Origin of the sequence: Micromonospora sp. DH13 (genome assembly GCF_020873825.1) — a bacterium.
GTDB classification, from domain to species: Bacteria; Actinomycetota; Actinomycetes; order Mycobacteriales; family Micromonosporaceae; genus Micromonospora; species Micromonospora haikouensis.
In genome coordinates, this window is record NZ_JAHWGR010000029.1 from 56,826 (window position 1) to 68,864 (window position 12,039).

23 protein-coding genes are annotated in these 12,039 nt (G+C 68.2%); all 23 read right to left on the reverse strand.

Annotated features, from left to right (window positions below; all coding sequences use genetic code 11):
• Positions 1–10: 10 nt before the first annotated feature.
• Positions 11–664: an adenylate kinase gene (locus LPA42_RS24450; RefSeq protein WP_043965534.1), complete on the reverse strand. Its 654-nt coding sequence runs from the start codon at positions 662–664 to the stop codon at positions 11–13.
• The gene (gene secY, locus LPA42_RS24455; protein ID WP_043965532.1) at positions 665–1,993 is read right to left on the reverse strand and encodes a preprotein translocase subunit SecY; all 1,329 of its coding nucleotides are present in this window, start codon (positions 1,991–1,993) and stop codon (positions 665–667) included. It lies immediately after the preceding gene.
• 235 nt (positions 1,994–2,228) lie between these two features.
• Complete coding sequence (gene rplO, locus LPA42_RS24460) at positions 2,229–2,672, reverse strand: 50S ribosomal protein L15 (RefSeq protein ID WP_043965531.1); 444 nt, start codon at positions 2,670–2,672, stop codon at positions 2,229–2,231.
• Positions 2,672–2,854: a 50S ribosomal protein L30 gene (gene rpmD / locus LPA42_RS24465; protein ID WP_043965530.1), complete on the reverse strand. Its 183-nt coding sequence runs from the start codon at positions 2,852–2,854 to the stop codon at positions 2,672–2,674. Before rpmD ends, rplO begins: the two co-directional genes overlap by 1 nt.
• On the reverse strand, positions 2,854–3,468 hold the full coding sequence (gene rpsE, locus LPA42_RS24470) for a 30S ribosomal protein S5 (protein WP_077938300.1): 615 nt from the start codon (positions 3,466–3,468) through the stop codon (positions 2,854–2,856). The genes rpmD and rpsE overlap by 1 nt, the downstream gene beginning before the upstream one ends.
• 33 nt (positions 3,469–3,501) lie before the next feature.
• Positions 3,502–3,879 (reverse strand): 50S ribosomal protein L18, encoded by a 378-nt coding sequence (rplR, locus tag LPA42_RS24475; RefSeq protein WP_176734116.1) that lies wholly within the window; start codon positions 3,877–3,879, stop codon positions 3,502–3,504.
• Between the two features lie 8 nt (positions 3,880–3,887).
• Positions 3,888–4,430 carry a 50S ribosomal protein L6 gene (gene rplF, locus LPA42_RS24480; protein ID WP_077938299.1) on the reverse strand — a complete coding sequence of 181 codons (543 nt, stop codon included), beginning with the start codon at positions 4,428–4,430 and terminating at the stop codon, positions 3,888–3,890.
• A gap of 16 nt (positions 4,431–4,446) precedes the next feature.
• Complete coding sequence (gene rpsH / locus LPA42_RS24485; RefSeq protein WP_043965527.1) at positions 4,447–4,854, reverse strand: 30S ribosomal protein S8; 408 nt, start codon at positions 4,852–4,854, stop codon at positions 4,447–4,449.
• 118 nt (positions 4,855–4,972) lie between these two features.
• On the reverse strand, positions 4,973–5,158 hold the full coding sequence (locus tag LPA42_RS24490; RefSeq protein ID WP_007073023.1) for a type Z 30S ribosomal protein S14: 186 nt from the start codon (positions 5,156–5,158) through the stop codon (positions 4,973–4,975).
• Between the two features lies 1 nt (position 5,159).
• Complete coding sequence (rplE, locus tag LPA42_RS24495) at positions 5,160–5,729, reverse strand: 50S ribosomal protein L5 (RefSeq protein ID WP_043965524.1); 570 nt, start codon at positions 5,727–5,729, stop codon at positions 5,160–5,162.
• Positions 5,729–6,049: a 50S ribosomal protein L24 gene (rplX, locus tag LPA42_RS24500; protein WP_007073025.1), complete on the reverse strand. Its 321-nt coding sequence runs from the start codon at positions 6,047–6,049 to the stop codon at positions 5,729–5,731. Before rplX ends, rplE begins: the two co-directional genes overlap by 1 nt.
• A complete protein-coding gene (gene rplN / locus LPA42_RS24505; RefSeq protein ID WP_007073026.1) occupies positions 6,046–6,414 on the reverse strand; it encodes a 50S ribosomal protein L14 in 369 nt (122 codons plus the stop codon). Before rplN ends, rplX begins: the two co-directional genes overlap by 4 nt.
• 97 nt (positions 6,415–6,511) lie before the next feature.
• A complete protein-coding gene (rpsQ, locus tag LPA42_RS24510; protein WP_074472524.1) occupies positions 6,512–6,793 on the reverse strand; it encodes a 30S ribosomal protein S17 in 282 nt (93 codons plus the stop codon).
• Positions 6,790–7,026 (reverse strand): 50S ribosomal protein L29, encoded by a 237-nt coding sequence (gene rpmC / locus LPA42_RS24515; protein ID WP_074472523.1) that lies wholly within the window; start codon positions 7,024–7,026, stop codon positions 6,790–6,792. Before rpmC ends, rpsQ begins: the two co-directional genes overlap by 4 nt.
• The gene (gene rplP, locus LPA42_RS24520; protein WP_043965519.1) at positions 7,026–7,451 is read right to left on the reverse strand and encodes a 50S ribosomal protein L16; all 426 of its coding nucleotides are present in this window, start codon (positions 7,449–7,451) and stop codon (positions 7,026–7,028) included. Before rplP ends, rpmC begins: the two co-directional genes overlap by 1 nt.
• 3 nt (positions 7,452–7,454) lie before the next feature.
• Positions 7,455–8,309: a 30S ribosomal protein S3 gene (gene rpsC / locus LPA42_RS24525; RefSeq protein WP_043965517.1), complete on the reverse strand. Its 855-nt coding sequence runs from the start codon at positions 8,307–8,309 to the stop codon at positions 7,455–7,457.
• Positions 8,309–8,767 (reverse strand): 50S ribosomal protein L22, encoded by a 459-nt coding sequence (rplV, locus tag LPA42_RS24530; RefSeq protein ID WP_043965515.1) that lies wholly within the window; start codon positions 8,765–8,767, stop codon positions 8,309–8,311. The genes rpsC and rplV overlap by 1 nt, the downstream gene beginning before the upstream one ends.
• A 39-nt stretch (positions 8,768–8,806) precedes the next feature.
• Positions 8,807–9,088 carry a 30S ribosomal protein S19 gene (rpsS, locus tag LPA42_RS24535; protein WP_007073032.1) on the reverse strand — a complete coding sequence of 94 codons (282 nt, stop codon included), beginning with the start codon at positions 9,086–9,088 and terminating at the stop codon, positions 8,807–8,809.
• A gap of 12 nt (positions 9,089–9,100) precedes the next feature.
• Entirely contained in the window at positions 9,101–9,940 is an 840-nt protein-coding gene (gene rplB, locus LPA42_RS24540; RefSeq protein WP_043965513.1) for a 50S ribosomal protein L2, read from the reverse strand.
• Between the two features lie 12 nt (positions 9,941–9,952).
• Positions 9,953–10,255, reverse strand: a complete 303-nt coding sequence (gene rplW, locus LPA42_RS24545; protein ID WP_007073034.1) for a 50S ribosomal protein L23 — start codon at positions 10,253–10,255, stop codon at positions 9,953–9,955.
• A complete protein-coding gene (gene rplD, locus LPA42_RS24550) occupies positions 10,252–10,902 on the reverse strand; it encodes a 50S ribosomal protein L4 (RefSeq protein WP_077938298.1) in 651 nt (216 codons plus the stop codon). The genes rplW and rplD overlap by 4 nt, the downstream gene beginning before the upstream one ends.
• Positions 10,899–11,564 (reverse strand): 50S ribosomal protein L3, encoded by a 666-nt coding sequence (rplC, locus tag LPA42_RS24555; protein ID WP_043965509.1) that lies wholly within the window; start codon positions 11,562–11,564, stop codon positions 10,899–10,901. The genes rplD and rplC overlap by 4 nt, the downstream gene beginning before the upstream one ends.
• Positions 11,565–11,575: 11 nt before the next feature.
• Positions 11,576–11,884: a 30S ribosomal protein S10 gene (rpsJ, locus tag LPA42_RS24560; protein ID WP_007073037.1), complete on the reverse strand. Its 309-nt coding sequence runs from the start codon at positions 11,882–11,884 to the stop codon at positions 11,576–11,578.
• Positions 11,885–12,039: the final 155 nt, after the last annotated feature.

A 12,039-nucleotide genomic window follows, 5' to 3' on the forward strand; every position in this document is an offset into this window, starting at 1 on the left:
CGACCGTCCGTCAGCCGCCGTACGAGCGCAGGGCGTCGATGGCGCGGACGGTGACGTCCTCCACCGGGCCGGTGGCGTCGATGCCCACCAGCTTGCCCTGGGCGCCGTAGTAGTCGACCAGCGGCGCGGTCTTGTCCGCGTACTCGCGCAGCCGGGCGGCGATGGTCTCGGGCTTGTCGTCGTCGCGCTGGAACAGCTCGGCGCCGCAGCGGTCGCAGATGCCGTCCCGGGTGGTCGCGTCGAACTCGACGTGCCAGATCTTGCCGCAGCCCCGGCAGGTGCGCCGGCCCGACAGCCGCCGGATCACCTCGTCGTCGTCGACGACCAGCTCCAGCACCAGGTCCAGCGCGGTGCCCAGGTCGGCGAGGAGCTTGTCCAGCGCGGCGGCCTGCGGCGTGGTGCGCGGGAAGCCGTCGAGCAGGAAGCCCTCCGAGGCGTCCGGCTCGGCGAGCCGGTCCCGGACCATGTTGATGGTCACCTCGTCCGGGACCAGCTTGCCCGCGTCCATGTAGCGCTTCGCCTCGACACCCAACGGCGTGCCCTGCGAGACGTTCGCCCGGAAGATGTCACCGGTCGAGATCTTCGGCACCGAGAGGTGAGCGGCGATGAACTCCGCCTGTGTGCCCTTGCCCGCACCCGGCGGGCCAACCAGAACGAGTCGCATCTACCGCAGGAACCCTTCGTAGTTCCGCTGCATGAGTTGGCTCTCGATCTGCTTCACGGTCTCCAGACCGACGCCGACCATGATGAGCACAGCGGTGCCGCCGAACGGGAAGTTCTGGAACTGCTCGCTGTTCAGCCAGATGAAGAAGAAGTTCGGCAGGATCGAGACGATGCCCAGGTAGAGCGCGCCCGGCAGGGTGATCCGGCTGAGGATGAAGTCGAGGTAGTCGGCGGTCGGCTTGCCGGGGCGGATGCCCGGCACGAAGCCGCCGTACTTCTTCATGTTGTCCGCGACCTCGGTCGGGTTGAACGTGATCGACACGTAGAAGTACGTGAAGAAGATGATCAGCAGGAAGTAGATCGCGATGTGCAGCGGGCTCGACGGGTCGACCACGTTGTTCTGGATCCAGGCCTGGGTCTTGCCCGGGTTCGTCTGGTCGAAGAACTGGAGCGCCAGCTGCGGCAGGTAGAGCAGCGACGAGCCGAAGATGACCGGGATGACACCCGCCTGGTTGACCTTCAGCGGGATGTAGGTCGAGGTGCCGCCGTACATCCGCCGGCCGATCATCCGCTTGGCGTACTGCACCGGGATCCGGCGCTGCGCCTGCTCGATGAACGTCACCGCGGTGATGACCACCAGGACCAGAGCCAGGACCAGGAAGAACTTCCACCAGCCCTGCTGGGTCTTGATCCGCCAGCCCTCGCTGGGGAGGCGGGCCGCGATCGAGGTGAAGATCAGCACCGACATGCCGTTGCCGACGCCCCGGTCGGTGATCAGCTCGCCGAGCCACATCACCACGCCGGTGCCGGCGGTCATCGTCATGACCAGGATCGTCAGCGTCAGCCAGTCCGGGATGCCGGTGCCCTTGGGCACGATCGGGAACTGGTCGCACTGGTTGTTGAACAGCTGCCCCGAGCGGGCCAGCGCCACGAACGCCGACGACTGGAGGATGCCCAGGCCGAGCGTGAGGTAGCGGGTGTACTGCGTGATCTTCGCCTGGCCGGCCTGGCCCTCCTTGCGGAGCTGCTCCAGCCGCGGGATGACCACGGTGAGCAGCTGCAGGATGATCGACGCTGTGATGTAGGGCATGATGCCCAGCGCGAAGACCGAGAGCTGCAGCAGCGCCCCGCCGGAGAAGAGGTCCAGCAGGTTCAGCACCCCGGTGTTCGCGCTGCCGATGGTGTCGAGGCACTTCTGGACGTTGCCGTACGAGACACCAGGGCTGGGCAGGGTGGCGCCGAGCCGGTAGACGGCAATGATGCCTACCGTGAACAGCAGCTTCTTGCGCAGGTCAGGCGTACGGAACGCACTGAGAAAGGCGGACAGCAACTTCTTCCTCCTGCGCGAGGCGGGCCGCCGGTGGTGGTCCCTGGCGGATCGGGGTGGGTGCCGGGCGAGCGCCCGATATCCATAGCTGGGATGGGAGCCTAACAGCCCCGTCCCGGTCCGGGCAGGTGTGCCCGGCTACATAAATCGAATCCGATATTACCCGGTGGAGACGCCCGGGGTAGACCGAGGCGCCCGCTCAGTCACGAAGAACTGAGCGGGCGCCACAGACACTGCCTTACAGCTCGGTGACCGAGCCACCGGCGGCGGTGATCTTCTCCTTGGCCGACGCGCTGAACGCCTGCGCCGACACCTGGAGAGACACGCCGTTCAGGTCGCCGGTGCCGAGCACCTTGACCGGGTGACCCTTGCGGACCGCGCCGGCCTCGACCAGCTCCTGCGGGCCGACCTGACCGCCGTTCGGGAACAGCTCGGCGAGCTTGTCCAGGTTGACCACCTGGAAGACCACCTTGAACTTGTTCTTGAAGCCCTTCACCTTCGGCAGGCGCATGTGGATGGGCATCTGCCCACCCTCGAACGCCGCCGAGATGTTCTTGCGGGCCTTGGAACCCTTGGTACCGCGGCCGGCGGTCTTGCCCTTGGAGCCCTCACCGCGACCCACGCGGGTCTTCGCGGTCTTGGCACCGGGCGCCGGGCGCAGGTGGTGGACCTTGATCGTCATTACTCGACCTCCTCGACCTTCACGAGGTGGTTGACCGCGAAGATCATGCCCCGGATCTCGGGACGGTCCTCCTTGACCACCACGTCGTTGATCCGCTTCAGGCCGAGCGAACGCAGCGACTCACGCTGGTTGCGCTTGGCACCGATCTCGGACCGGAGCTGGGTGACCTTCAGGCGAGCCATCAGGACGCCACCCCCGCCCGCGACGCGAGCATCGCGGCCGGCGCGACGTCCTCGACCGGCAGGCCACGACGGGCCGCGACGGCCTCCGGGGACTCCAGCCCCTTCAGCGCCGCCACCGTGGCGTGCACGATGTTGATCGGGTTGGACGAGCCGAGGCTCTTGGAGAGCACGTCGTGGATGCCCGCGCACTCCAGCACGGCACGCACCGGGCCACCGGCGATGACGCCCGTACCGGCGGAGGCCGGCTTGAGCAGCACCACACCGGCGGCGGCCTCACCCGTCACCGGGTGCGGGATCGAGGAAGCGATCCGCGGCACCTTGAAGAAGTGCTTCTTGGCCTCCTCGACGCCCTTGGCGATCGCCGCGGGCACCTCCTTGGCCTTTCCGTAGCCCACGCCGACGGTGCCGTCGCCGTCGCCCACGATCACCAGGGCGGTGAAGCTGAAGCGACGACCACCCTTCACGACCTTGGCGACGCGGTTGATCGCGACGACCCGCTCGATGTGCGGGGTCTTCTCGACGGGCGCGTTTCCGCGGCCGCCCTCACGGCGGTTGTCGCGGCGACCACCCTCGTTGCCACCGGACCCGCCGCCACGGCGCTGTTGACCTGGCATCAGCAGCCTTCCTTATCTCTCGTGACGGGGTTTCTAGAACTCGAGCCCGGCTTCGCGGGCGGCGTCGGCAAGCGCGGCGACCCGCCCCGCGTACCGGTTGCCACCGCGGTCGAAGACGACCTTCGAGACGCCGGCGGCCTTGGCCCGCTCGGCAAGCAGAGCGCCGACCTTGCCGGCCAGGGCGCTCTTGTCGCCCTCGGTGCCGCGCACCGACGCGTCGAGGGTCGAGGCCGACGCCAGGGTGTGGCCCTTGGTGTCGTCGACGACCTGCGCGACGATGTGACGCAGCGACCGAGTGACGACCAGGCGGGGACGCTCGGGGGTGCCGCTGACGTTCTTGCGGACCCGGAAGTGTCGACGCGCACGGCCGACGGCGCGCTTGGCGGCGACGCCGCGGCGACGCTTGAGCAGCGTGGCGCTCACTTCTTACCTGCCTTTCCGGCCTTGCGGCGGATGACCTCGCCCTGGTACTTCACGCCCTTGCCCTTGTAGGGCTCCGGCGGGCGGATCTTCCGGATGTTGGCGGCGACCTCACCGACGAGCTGCTTGTCGATGCCGGCCACGTGGAAGACGGTCGGCTTCTCCACCGTGAAGGTGATGCCGTCCGGCGCGGGGACCAGCACCGGGTGCGAGAACCCGAGCGCGAACTCCAGGTCCTTGCCCTTGGCCGTGACCCGGTAACCGGTGCCGGCGATCTCCAGGCTCTTGCGGTGGCCCTCGGTCACGCCGACGATCATGTTGGCGATCAGGGTCCGGCTCAGGCCGTGCAGTTCCTTGGCCTTGCGCTCGTCGTTCGGCCGGTTGACCTGAAGCTGACCGTCCTCGGCCCGCTCCGCGGTGATCGGCTCGGCGAGCACGTGCACGAGCTCGCCCTTCGGGCCCTTGACCTTGACGGCCTGGCCGTCGATCGTGATGTCGACGCCGGCAGGCACCGGGATCGACTTACGTCCAATACGCGACATTTCTACCTGTCTCCCGTTACCAGACGAAGGCGAGGACTTCCCCGCCAACGCTCCGCTTGCGGGCCTGCCGGTCGGTGAGCAGCCCCTGGGACGTCGAAATGATCGCCACGCCCAGCCCGCCGAGCACCCGCGGGAGCCCGTCCGACTTGGCGTACACCCGGAGACCGGGCTTGGACACGCGCTTGATGCCGGCCAGGCTCCGCTCGCGGTTCTGGCCGTACTTCAGCTCGACGACCAGTCGCTTGCCGACGGCGCCCTCCTCGGGCTCCTCGACCGACCAGGTGGCGATGTAGCCCTCGGACATCAGGACCTCGGCGATGTTCGCCTTGATCTTGGAGTAGGGCATCGTCACCCGGTCGTGGTACGCCTGGTTGGCGTTACGCAGACGCGTGAGCATGTCTGCGATCGGGTCGGTCATCGTCATGGATTTCGTCAGCCTTTCTCGCCGGGGTTCCCGGGGCGGTCAGCCCCGGGCCTACGGCGAAGAGCAATACATGATCGGTGCAAGGGGGCCCCGGCCGGCAGCCGGGGCGCGGTCGCCCTTACCAGGAAGCCTTGGACACGCCCGGCAGCTCACCGCGGTGGGCCATCTCCCGGATGCAGACCCGGCAGAGACCGAACTTGCGGTAGACCGCCTTGGGACGCCCGCACCGCTGGCAGCGGGTGTACGCGCGAACCGAGAACTTCGGCTTCGCGGCCGCCTTGAGGATCAGCGCCTTCTTGGCCATCTCAGTTCTCCTTGAACGGGAAGCCCAGGAGCTTGAGCAGCGCCCGGCCCTCGTCGTCGGTCGTGGCGGTCGTGACCACCGTGATGTCCATGCCCCGCTGGCGATCGATCTTGTCCTGGTCGATCTCGTGGAACACCGACTGCTCGGTCAGGCCGAACGTGTAGTTGCCGTGCCCGTCGAGCTTGCGCCCGTCCAGCCCGCGGAAGTCGCGGATACGCGGCAGCGCGATGGAGAGCAGGCGGTCCAGGAACTCCCACATCCGGTCGCCGCGGAGGGTGACCTTCGCGCCGATCGGCATGCCCTCGCGGAGCTTGAACTGCGCGATGGACTTGGTCGCCCGCCGCACCTGCGGCTTCTGGCCGGTGATGGTGGCCAGGTCCCGCACGGCGCCGTCGATCAGCTTGGCGTCCCGGGCGGCCTCGCCGACACCCATGTTCACGACGATCTTGACCAACCGCGGCACCTGCATGGGGTTGCCGAAGTTGTGCTGCTCCTGCAGCTTGGCCACGATCTCGTTGCGGTACCGCTCCTTGAGGCGCGGCATGGTCTTGGTTTCGGTAGCCGTGGTCATCACAGGTCCTTACCGGTGCTACGCGCGATGCGGACCTTCTGGCCGTTGTCGTCGATCCGGTACCCGACGCGGGTCGGGTTACCGTCGGAGTCCACGACCATCACGTTGGAGACGTGGATCGGTGCCTCCTGGGTGACGATGCCGCCGGTCTTGGCGCCACGCTGGGTGGTGCTGATGCGGGTGTGCTTCTTGACCCGGTTCACGCCCTCGACCAGGACCTTGTCCTGCCGCGGGTAGGCCGCGATGACCTTGCCCTTGGCACCCTTGTCCTTGCCGGCGATGACGACGACCGTGTCGCCCTTCTTGACCTTCACGGTCACAACACCTCCGGCGCGAGGGAAATGATCTTCATGAACCGCTTGTCCCGCAGCTCCCGACCCACCGGGCCGAAGATACGGGTACCGCGCGGGTCCCCACCGTCCTTGATGATGACGGCGGCGTTCTCGTCGAAGCGGATGTACGAGCCGTCCGGCCGCCGCTTCTCCTTGGCGGTGCGGACGACGACGGCCTTGACGACGTCGCCCTTCTTCACACCGGCACCCGGGATCGCGTCCTTGACCGTGGCCACGATGACGTCGCCGATGCTCGCGTAGCGCCGACCGGAGCCACCGAGCACCCGGATGCACAGGATCTCCCGGGCACCCGTGTTGTCGGCGACGCGCAGTCGCGACTCCTGCTGAATCACGTCTATCTCCTATGTCTGCCGGTTCTCCGGCCGCCTGCCGCGGCCGGAGCCTGGCGGAACCTGCGCCCGACTGACGCCGGGCGAGCTCGAGCCTTCGCTACTTGGCCTTTTCCTGGATCTCCACGATCCGCCAACGCTTGGTGGCGGACAGCGGCCGGGTCTCCATGATCAGGACCCGGTCGCCGATGCCGGCGGCGTTCTGCTCGTCGTGCACCTTCAGCTTGCGGGTACGGCGCATGATCTTGCCGTACAGCGCGTGCTTGACCCGGTCCTCGACCTCGACCACGACGGTCTTGTCCATCTTGTCGCTGACCACCAGGCCCTCACGCACCTTCCGGCGGGCCCGTGCGTCGACGGTGGTGTTCTCGGTCTCGCTCATGATGCAGTCACCTCAGTCGGCGCGACCGAGAGACCCAGCTCGCGCTCACGCATGATCGTGTAGATCCGGGCGATCTCCCGACGGATGACCTGCAGCCGCCGGTTGTTGTCCAGCTGCCCGGTTGCGGCCTGCACGCGGAGGTTGAACAGCTCCGCCTTGGCCTCACGCAGCTTCGTGACCAGCTCCTCCTCGGAGAGCTCACGCAGCTCGGAGGCCTTAACGCCCGCTGCCATCAGGATTCACCCACTTCGCGCGTAACAATGCGGCACTTCATCGGGAGCTTGTGGATCGCGCGACGCATCGCCTCTCGCGCGATCTGCTCGTTGGGGAAGGACATCTCGAACAGGATCCGCCCCGGCTTGACGTTGGCGACCCACCACTCGGGCGAGCCCTTGCCGGAACCCATCCGGGTCTCGGCCGGCTTCTTCGTCAGGGCCTGGTCCGGGAAGATCGAGATCCAGACCTTACCGCCACGCTTGATGTGACGGGTCATCGCGATACGCGCCGACTCGATCTGCCGGTTCGTCACGTACGCCGGCTCGAGAGCCTGGATCCCGAACTCGCCGAACACCACGCGGTTGCCACCCTTGGACGCACCGTGGCGGTCCGGGTGGTGCGGCTTGCGGAAGCCCTTCGGGGGCTTGCGCGGCATCAGCATCTGTCAGCCCTCCTGCTGCGTTTCTGCCGCGGCGGCGACGGCGGACGCGTCCACCGGCTCGCCACTCGGCGTCTCGGCCTGCTGCGCGATCGTGGTCGCGGCAGCCCGGCCGGCCTCGGTGCCACCGGCGGTCGTGCCGGACGAACCGGACCGACCACGGCGCGGCCGCTCGGGGCGGTCGCCGCGCTCACGGCGCGGGCGCGACGGAGCCTCGGCCGGAGCCTCCCGACCCGGCACCGCGTCACCCTTGTAGATCCAGACCTTCACGCCGATCCGGCCGAAGGTGGTACGGGCCTCGAAGAAGCCGTACTCGATGTTGGCCCGCAGCGTGTGCAGCGGAACCCGGCCCTCGCGGTAGAACTCGGTCCGGCTCATCTCGGCGCCGCCGAGGCGACCCGAGACCTGCACCCGGATGCCCTTGCAGACCGGGTTCTTCATCGCCGACTGCATCGCCTTGCGCATCGCCCGACGGAAGCTGACCCGGCTGGAGAGCTGCTCGGCGACGCCCTGGGCGACCAGCTGCGCGTCCGACTCGGGGTTCTTCACCTCGATGATGTTCAGCTGCACCTGCTTGCCGGTGAGCTTCTCCAGCTCGCCGCGGATCCGGTCGGCCTCCGCACCCTTACGGCCGATGACGATGCCCGGCCGGGCGGTGTGGATGTCGACGCGGACCCGGTCCCGGGTGCGCTCGATGTCGACCTTGGAGATGCCGGCGCGCTCGAGCCCCTTGGACATCATCCGGCGGATCTTGACGTCCTCGCCGATGTAGTCCTTGTAGAGCTTGTCCGCGAACCAGCGGGACTTCCAGTCGGTCGAGATGCCGAGCCGGAACCCAGTGGGGTGAACCTTCTGACCCATTACTCGGCGCCCTCCGTCTTGCTCTCCGTCTCAGCGGCCGCAGGCTGCTGCGCCGGGGCGGCCTTCTTCGCCGCGGACTTCTTCGGCGCGGCCGGCGCGACCGCCTCGACCGCCACGGTGATGTGGCAGGTGCGCTTGCGGATCCGGTACGCCCGGCCCTGCGCCCGCGGCCGGAACCGCTTCATGGTCGGGCCCTCGTCGACGAACGCCTCGCTGACGAGCAGCGCGTCGGGGTCCAGCCGCTCGTTGTTCTCCGCGTTGGCGATCGCGCTAGCGAGCACCTTGTATACCTGCTCGCTCGCAGCCTGCGGCGCGAACTGCAGCACCGTGAGCGCCTCCTTCGCGGGCAGGCCGCGGACGAGGTTGACCACCCGGCGCGCCTTCATCGGCGAGATGCGCACGTGCCGCGCAACCGCCCGCGCGCCCGGAAGCACCGGAGCGTCGCCCTTTCCTGGCATCGCTGTAACCCCTTGTTCCTCTATCCGTATGCCCGCGGCTCAGCGCCGGCGGCTCTTCCGGTCGTCCTTCTCGTGACCCTTGAAGGTGCGGGTCAGCGCGAACTCGCCGAGCTTGTGCCCGACCATCGCCTCGGTGACGAACACCGGGACGTGCTTGCGTCCGTCGTGCACGGCGATCGTGTGGCCGAGCATCTCGGGGATGATCGTCGAGCGCCGCGACCAGGTCTTGATGACGTTCTTCGAGCCCTTGTCGTTCTGCGTCTCCACCTTCTTGAGCAGGTGGTCGTCGACGAACGGGCCCTTCTTCAGGCTGCGAGGCATGTCTTATCTCCCTCAGCCGCGCTTACGCGTGGCGTAGCGGCGGCGGACGATCAGCCGGTCGCTCGGCTGGCCCTTACGACGGGTGCGGCCCTCGGGCTTACCCTGCGGGTTGACCGGGTGGCGACCACCGGAGGTCTTGCCCTCACCACCACCGTGCGGGTGGTCGACCGGGTTCATGGCGACACCACGGACGGTCGGGCGCTTGCCCTTCCACCGCATCCGGCCGGCCTTGCCCCAGTTGATGTTCGACTGGTCGGCGTTGCCGATCTCGCCGACGCTGGCGCGGCAGCGCACGTCGACCCGCCGGATCTCGCCGGACGGCATACGCAGGGTCGCGTACGCGCCCTCCCGGCCGAGCAGCTGGATGCCGACGCCGGCCGAGCGGGCCAGCTTGGCACCGCCACCCGGACGAAGCTCCACGTTGTGGATCGTCGTACCGACCGGGATGTTGCGCAGCGGCAGGTTGTTGCCGGGCTTGATGTCGGCGCCCGGACCGGACTCGACCGCGTCGCCCTGCTTCAGGTCCTTCGGCGCGATGATGTACCGCTTCTCGCCGTCGGCGTAGTGCAGCAGCGCGATGCGCGCGGTGCGGTTCGGGTCGTACTCGATGTGCGCGACCTTCGCCGGGACGCCGTCCTTGTCGACCCGCTTGAAGTCGATCAGACGGTACTGGCGCTTGTGGCCGCCACCGTGGTGCCGCGCGGTGATCCGGCCGTGGGCGTTACGCCCGCCCTTCTTCGGCAGCGGAACCAGCAGCGACTTCTCGGGCGTCGACCGGGTGATCTCGGCGAAGTCGGCGACGCTCGAGCCACGCCGGCCCGGCGTCGTCGGCTTGTACTTACGGATAGCCATTGTCTACACCCCTCAGCTGACCGGGCCGCCGAAGGCCTCGATACGGTCACCGTCAGCCAGCTTCACGATCGCCCGCTTGGTGGCCTTGCGCTGACCGAAGCCGGTCTTGGTGCGCTTGCGCTTGCCCTCGCGGTTGAGCGTGTTGACCGTCAGGACGCGGACGTTGAAGATCTGCTGGATAGCGATCTTGATCTCGGTCTTGTTGGCGTCCGGGTGCACCAGGAAGGTGTACCAGTTCCGGTTCAGCTCGCTGTAGCTCTTCTCCGAGACGACCGGCGCGATGATGACGTCACGCGGATCGGCGATCGTGCTCACTTGTCACCCTCCTCGGTGGTCTCGGCCGGGACACCCAGGAACTCGTCCAGGGCGTCCTTGGTGAAGACCACGTCGTCGGCCACCAGCACGTCGTACGTGTTGAGCTGGCCGGCCTCGATCAGGTGCACCCGCGGCTCGTTGCGCAGCGACACCCAGTTCAGCTCGTCGGTGCTGCTCAGCACGACCAGGACGCGGCGCGCCTCGGTCAGCTTGGCCAGCGTGGCCAGGGCGGCCTTGGTCGACGGCTTCTCGCCCGAGACGAACGCCTCGACGACGTGCACCTGGCCGGCGCGGGCCCGGTCGGAGAGGGCGCCACGCAGGGCGGCGGCCTTCATCTTCTTCGGGGTCCGCTGGCTGTAGTCGCGCGGCACCGGGCCGTGGACCACGCCACCGCCGGCGAACTGCGGCGCGCGGATCGAACCCTGGCGGGCCCGACCGGTGCCCTTCTGCTTGTACGGCTTCTTGCCGCCACCGGCGACCTCGCCGCGGGTCTTGGTCTTGTGCGTGCCCTGCCGGGCGGCCGCGAGCTGGGCCACCACGACCTGGTGCATCAGCGCGATGTTGGCCTGGACGTCGAAGACGTCGGACGGCAGCTCGACGGCGCCGCTCTTCGTGCCTTCGACGTTGAGCACGTCAACGGTGGTCACTTGGCCGCACCGCCCTTCTTCGCCTTGACCTTGGCCGCGGTGCGGACCAGGACCAGCGCGCCCTTCGGGCCGGGGATGGCGCCGCGGACGAGCAGGAGGTTGTTCTCGGTGTCGACCGCCTGGACGGTCAGGTTCTGGACGGTGTAGCGCACGCCACCCATCCGACCCGCCATCCGGGTGCCCTTGAAGACGCGACCCGGGGTGGCGCAGGCGCCGATCGAGCCCGGCGAACGGTGCTTGCGCTCGACACCGTGGCTGGCGCGCAGACCGTGGAAGCCGTGCCGCTTCATCGGGCCGGCGTAGCCCTTGCCCTTGGTCTTGCCGGTGACGTCGATGGTGACGCCCACCGGGAACTGCTCGACCGTGACCTCCTGGCCCAGCGAGTAGTCCGCGGCGTCCTTGGTGCGCAGCTCGACGATGTGCCGGCGCGGCGCCACGTCCGCCTTCGCGTAGTGCCCGCTGACCGGCTTCTTGACCTTGCGCGGGTCGATGGTGCCGTACGCGAGCTGGACCGCGGAGTAACCGTCCTTCTCGGCGCTACGAACCTGGCTGACGACGCACGGGCCGGCCTGCACCACGGTCACGGGCACAACCTTGTTGTTGTCCCAGACCTGGGTCATGCCGAGCTTGGCGCCCAGGATCCCCTTGACTTGCCTGTCCATTTGTCCGGTCCCTACAGCTTGATCTCGATGTCGACGCCAGCCGGCAGGTCGAGGCGCATGAGCGAGTCGACCGTCTTCGGGGTCGGGTCGATGATGTCGATCAGCCGCTTGTGCGTACGCATCTCGAAGTGCTCGCGCGAGTCCTTGTACTTGTGCGGCGAGCGGATAACGCAGAAACGGTTGATCTCCGTGGGCAGCGGCACCGGGCCAGCGACCTGCGCCCCGGTACGCGTCACCGTCTCGACGATCTTCCGAGCCGAGGAGTCGACGACCTCGTGGTCATAGGCCTTGAGCCGGATGCGGATCTTCTGTCCCGCCATGGTGGCTTCTGTTCCTTCTCTCGATGCCGCTGTGTTGCGGGCGCCTGCACCGGCTGGTGCAGGCCCACTTCCGCCGACCCCCGCGGTCGGGCGTGTCGCGCCCTAGGACCAGGCTCCGCCCCGGGACCCCGGAGCTCTGCTGGCCATGCGGTGGG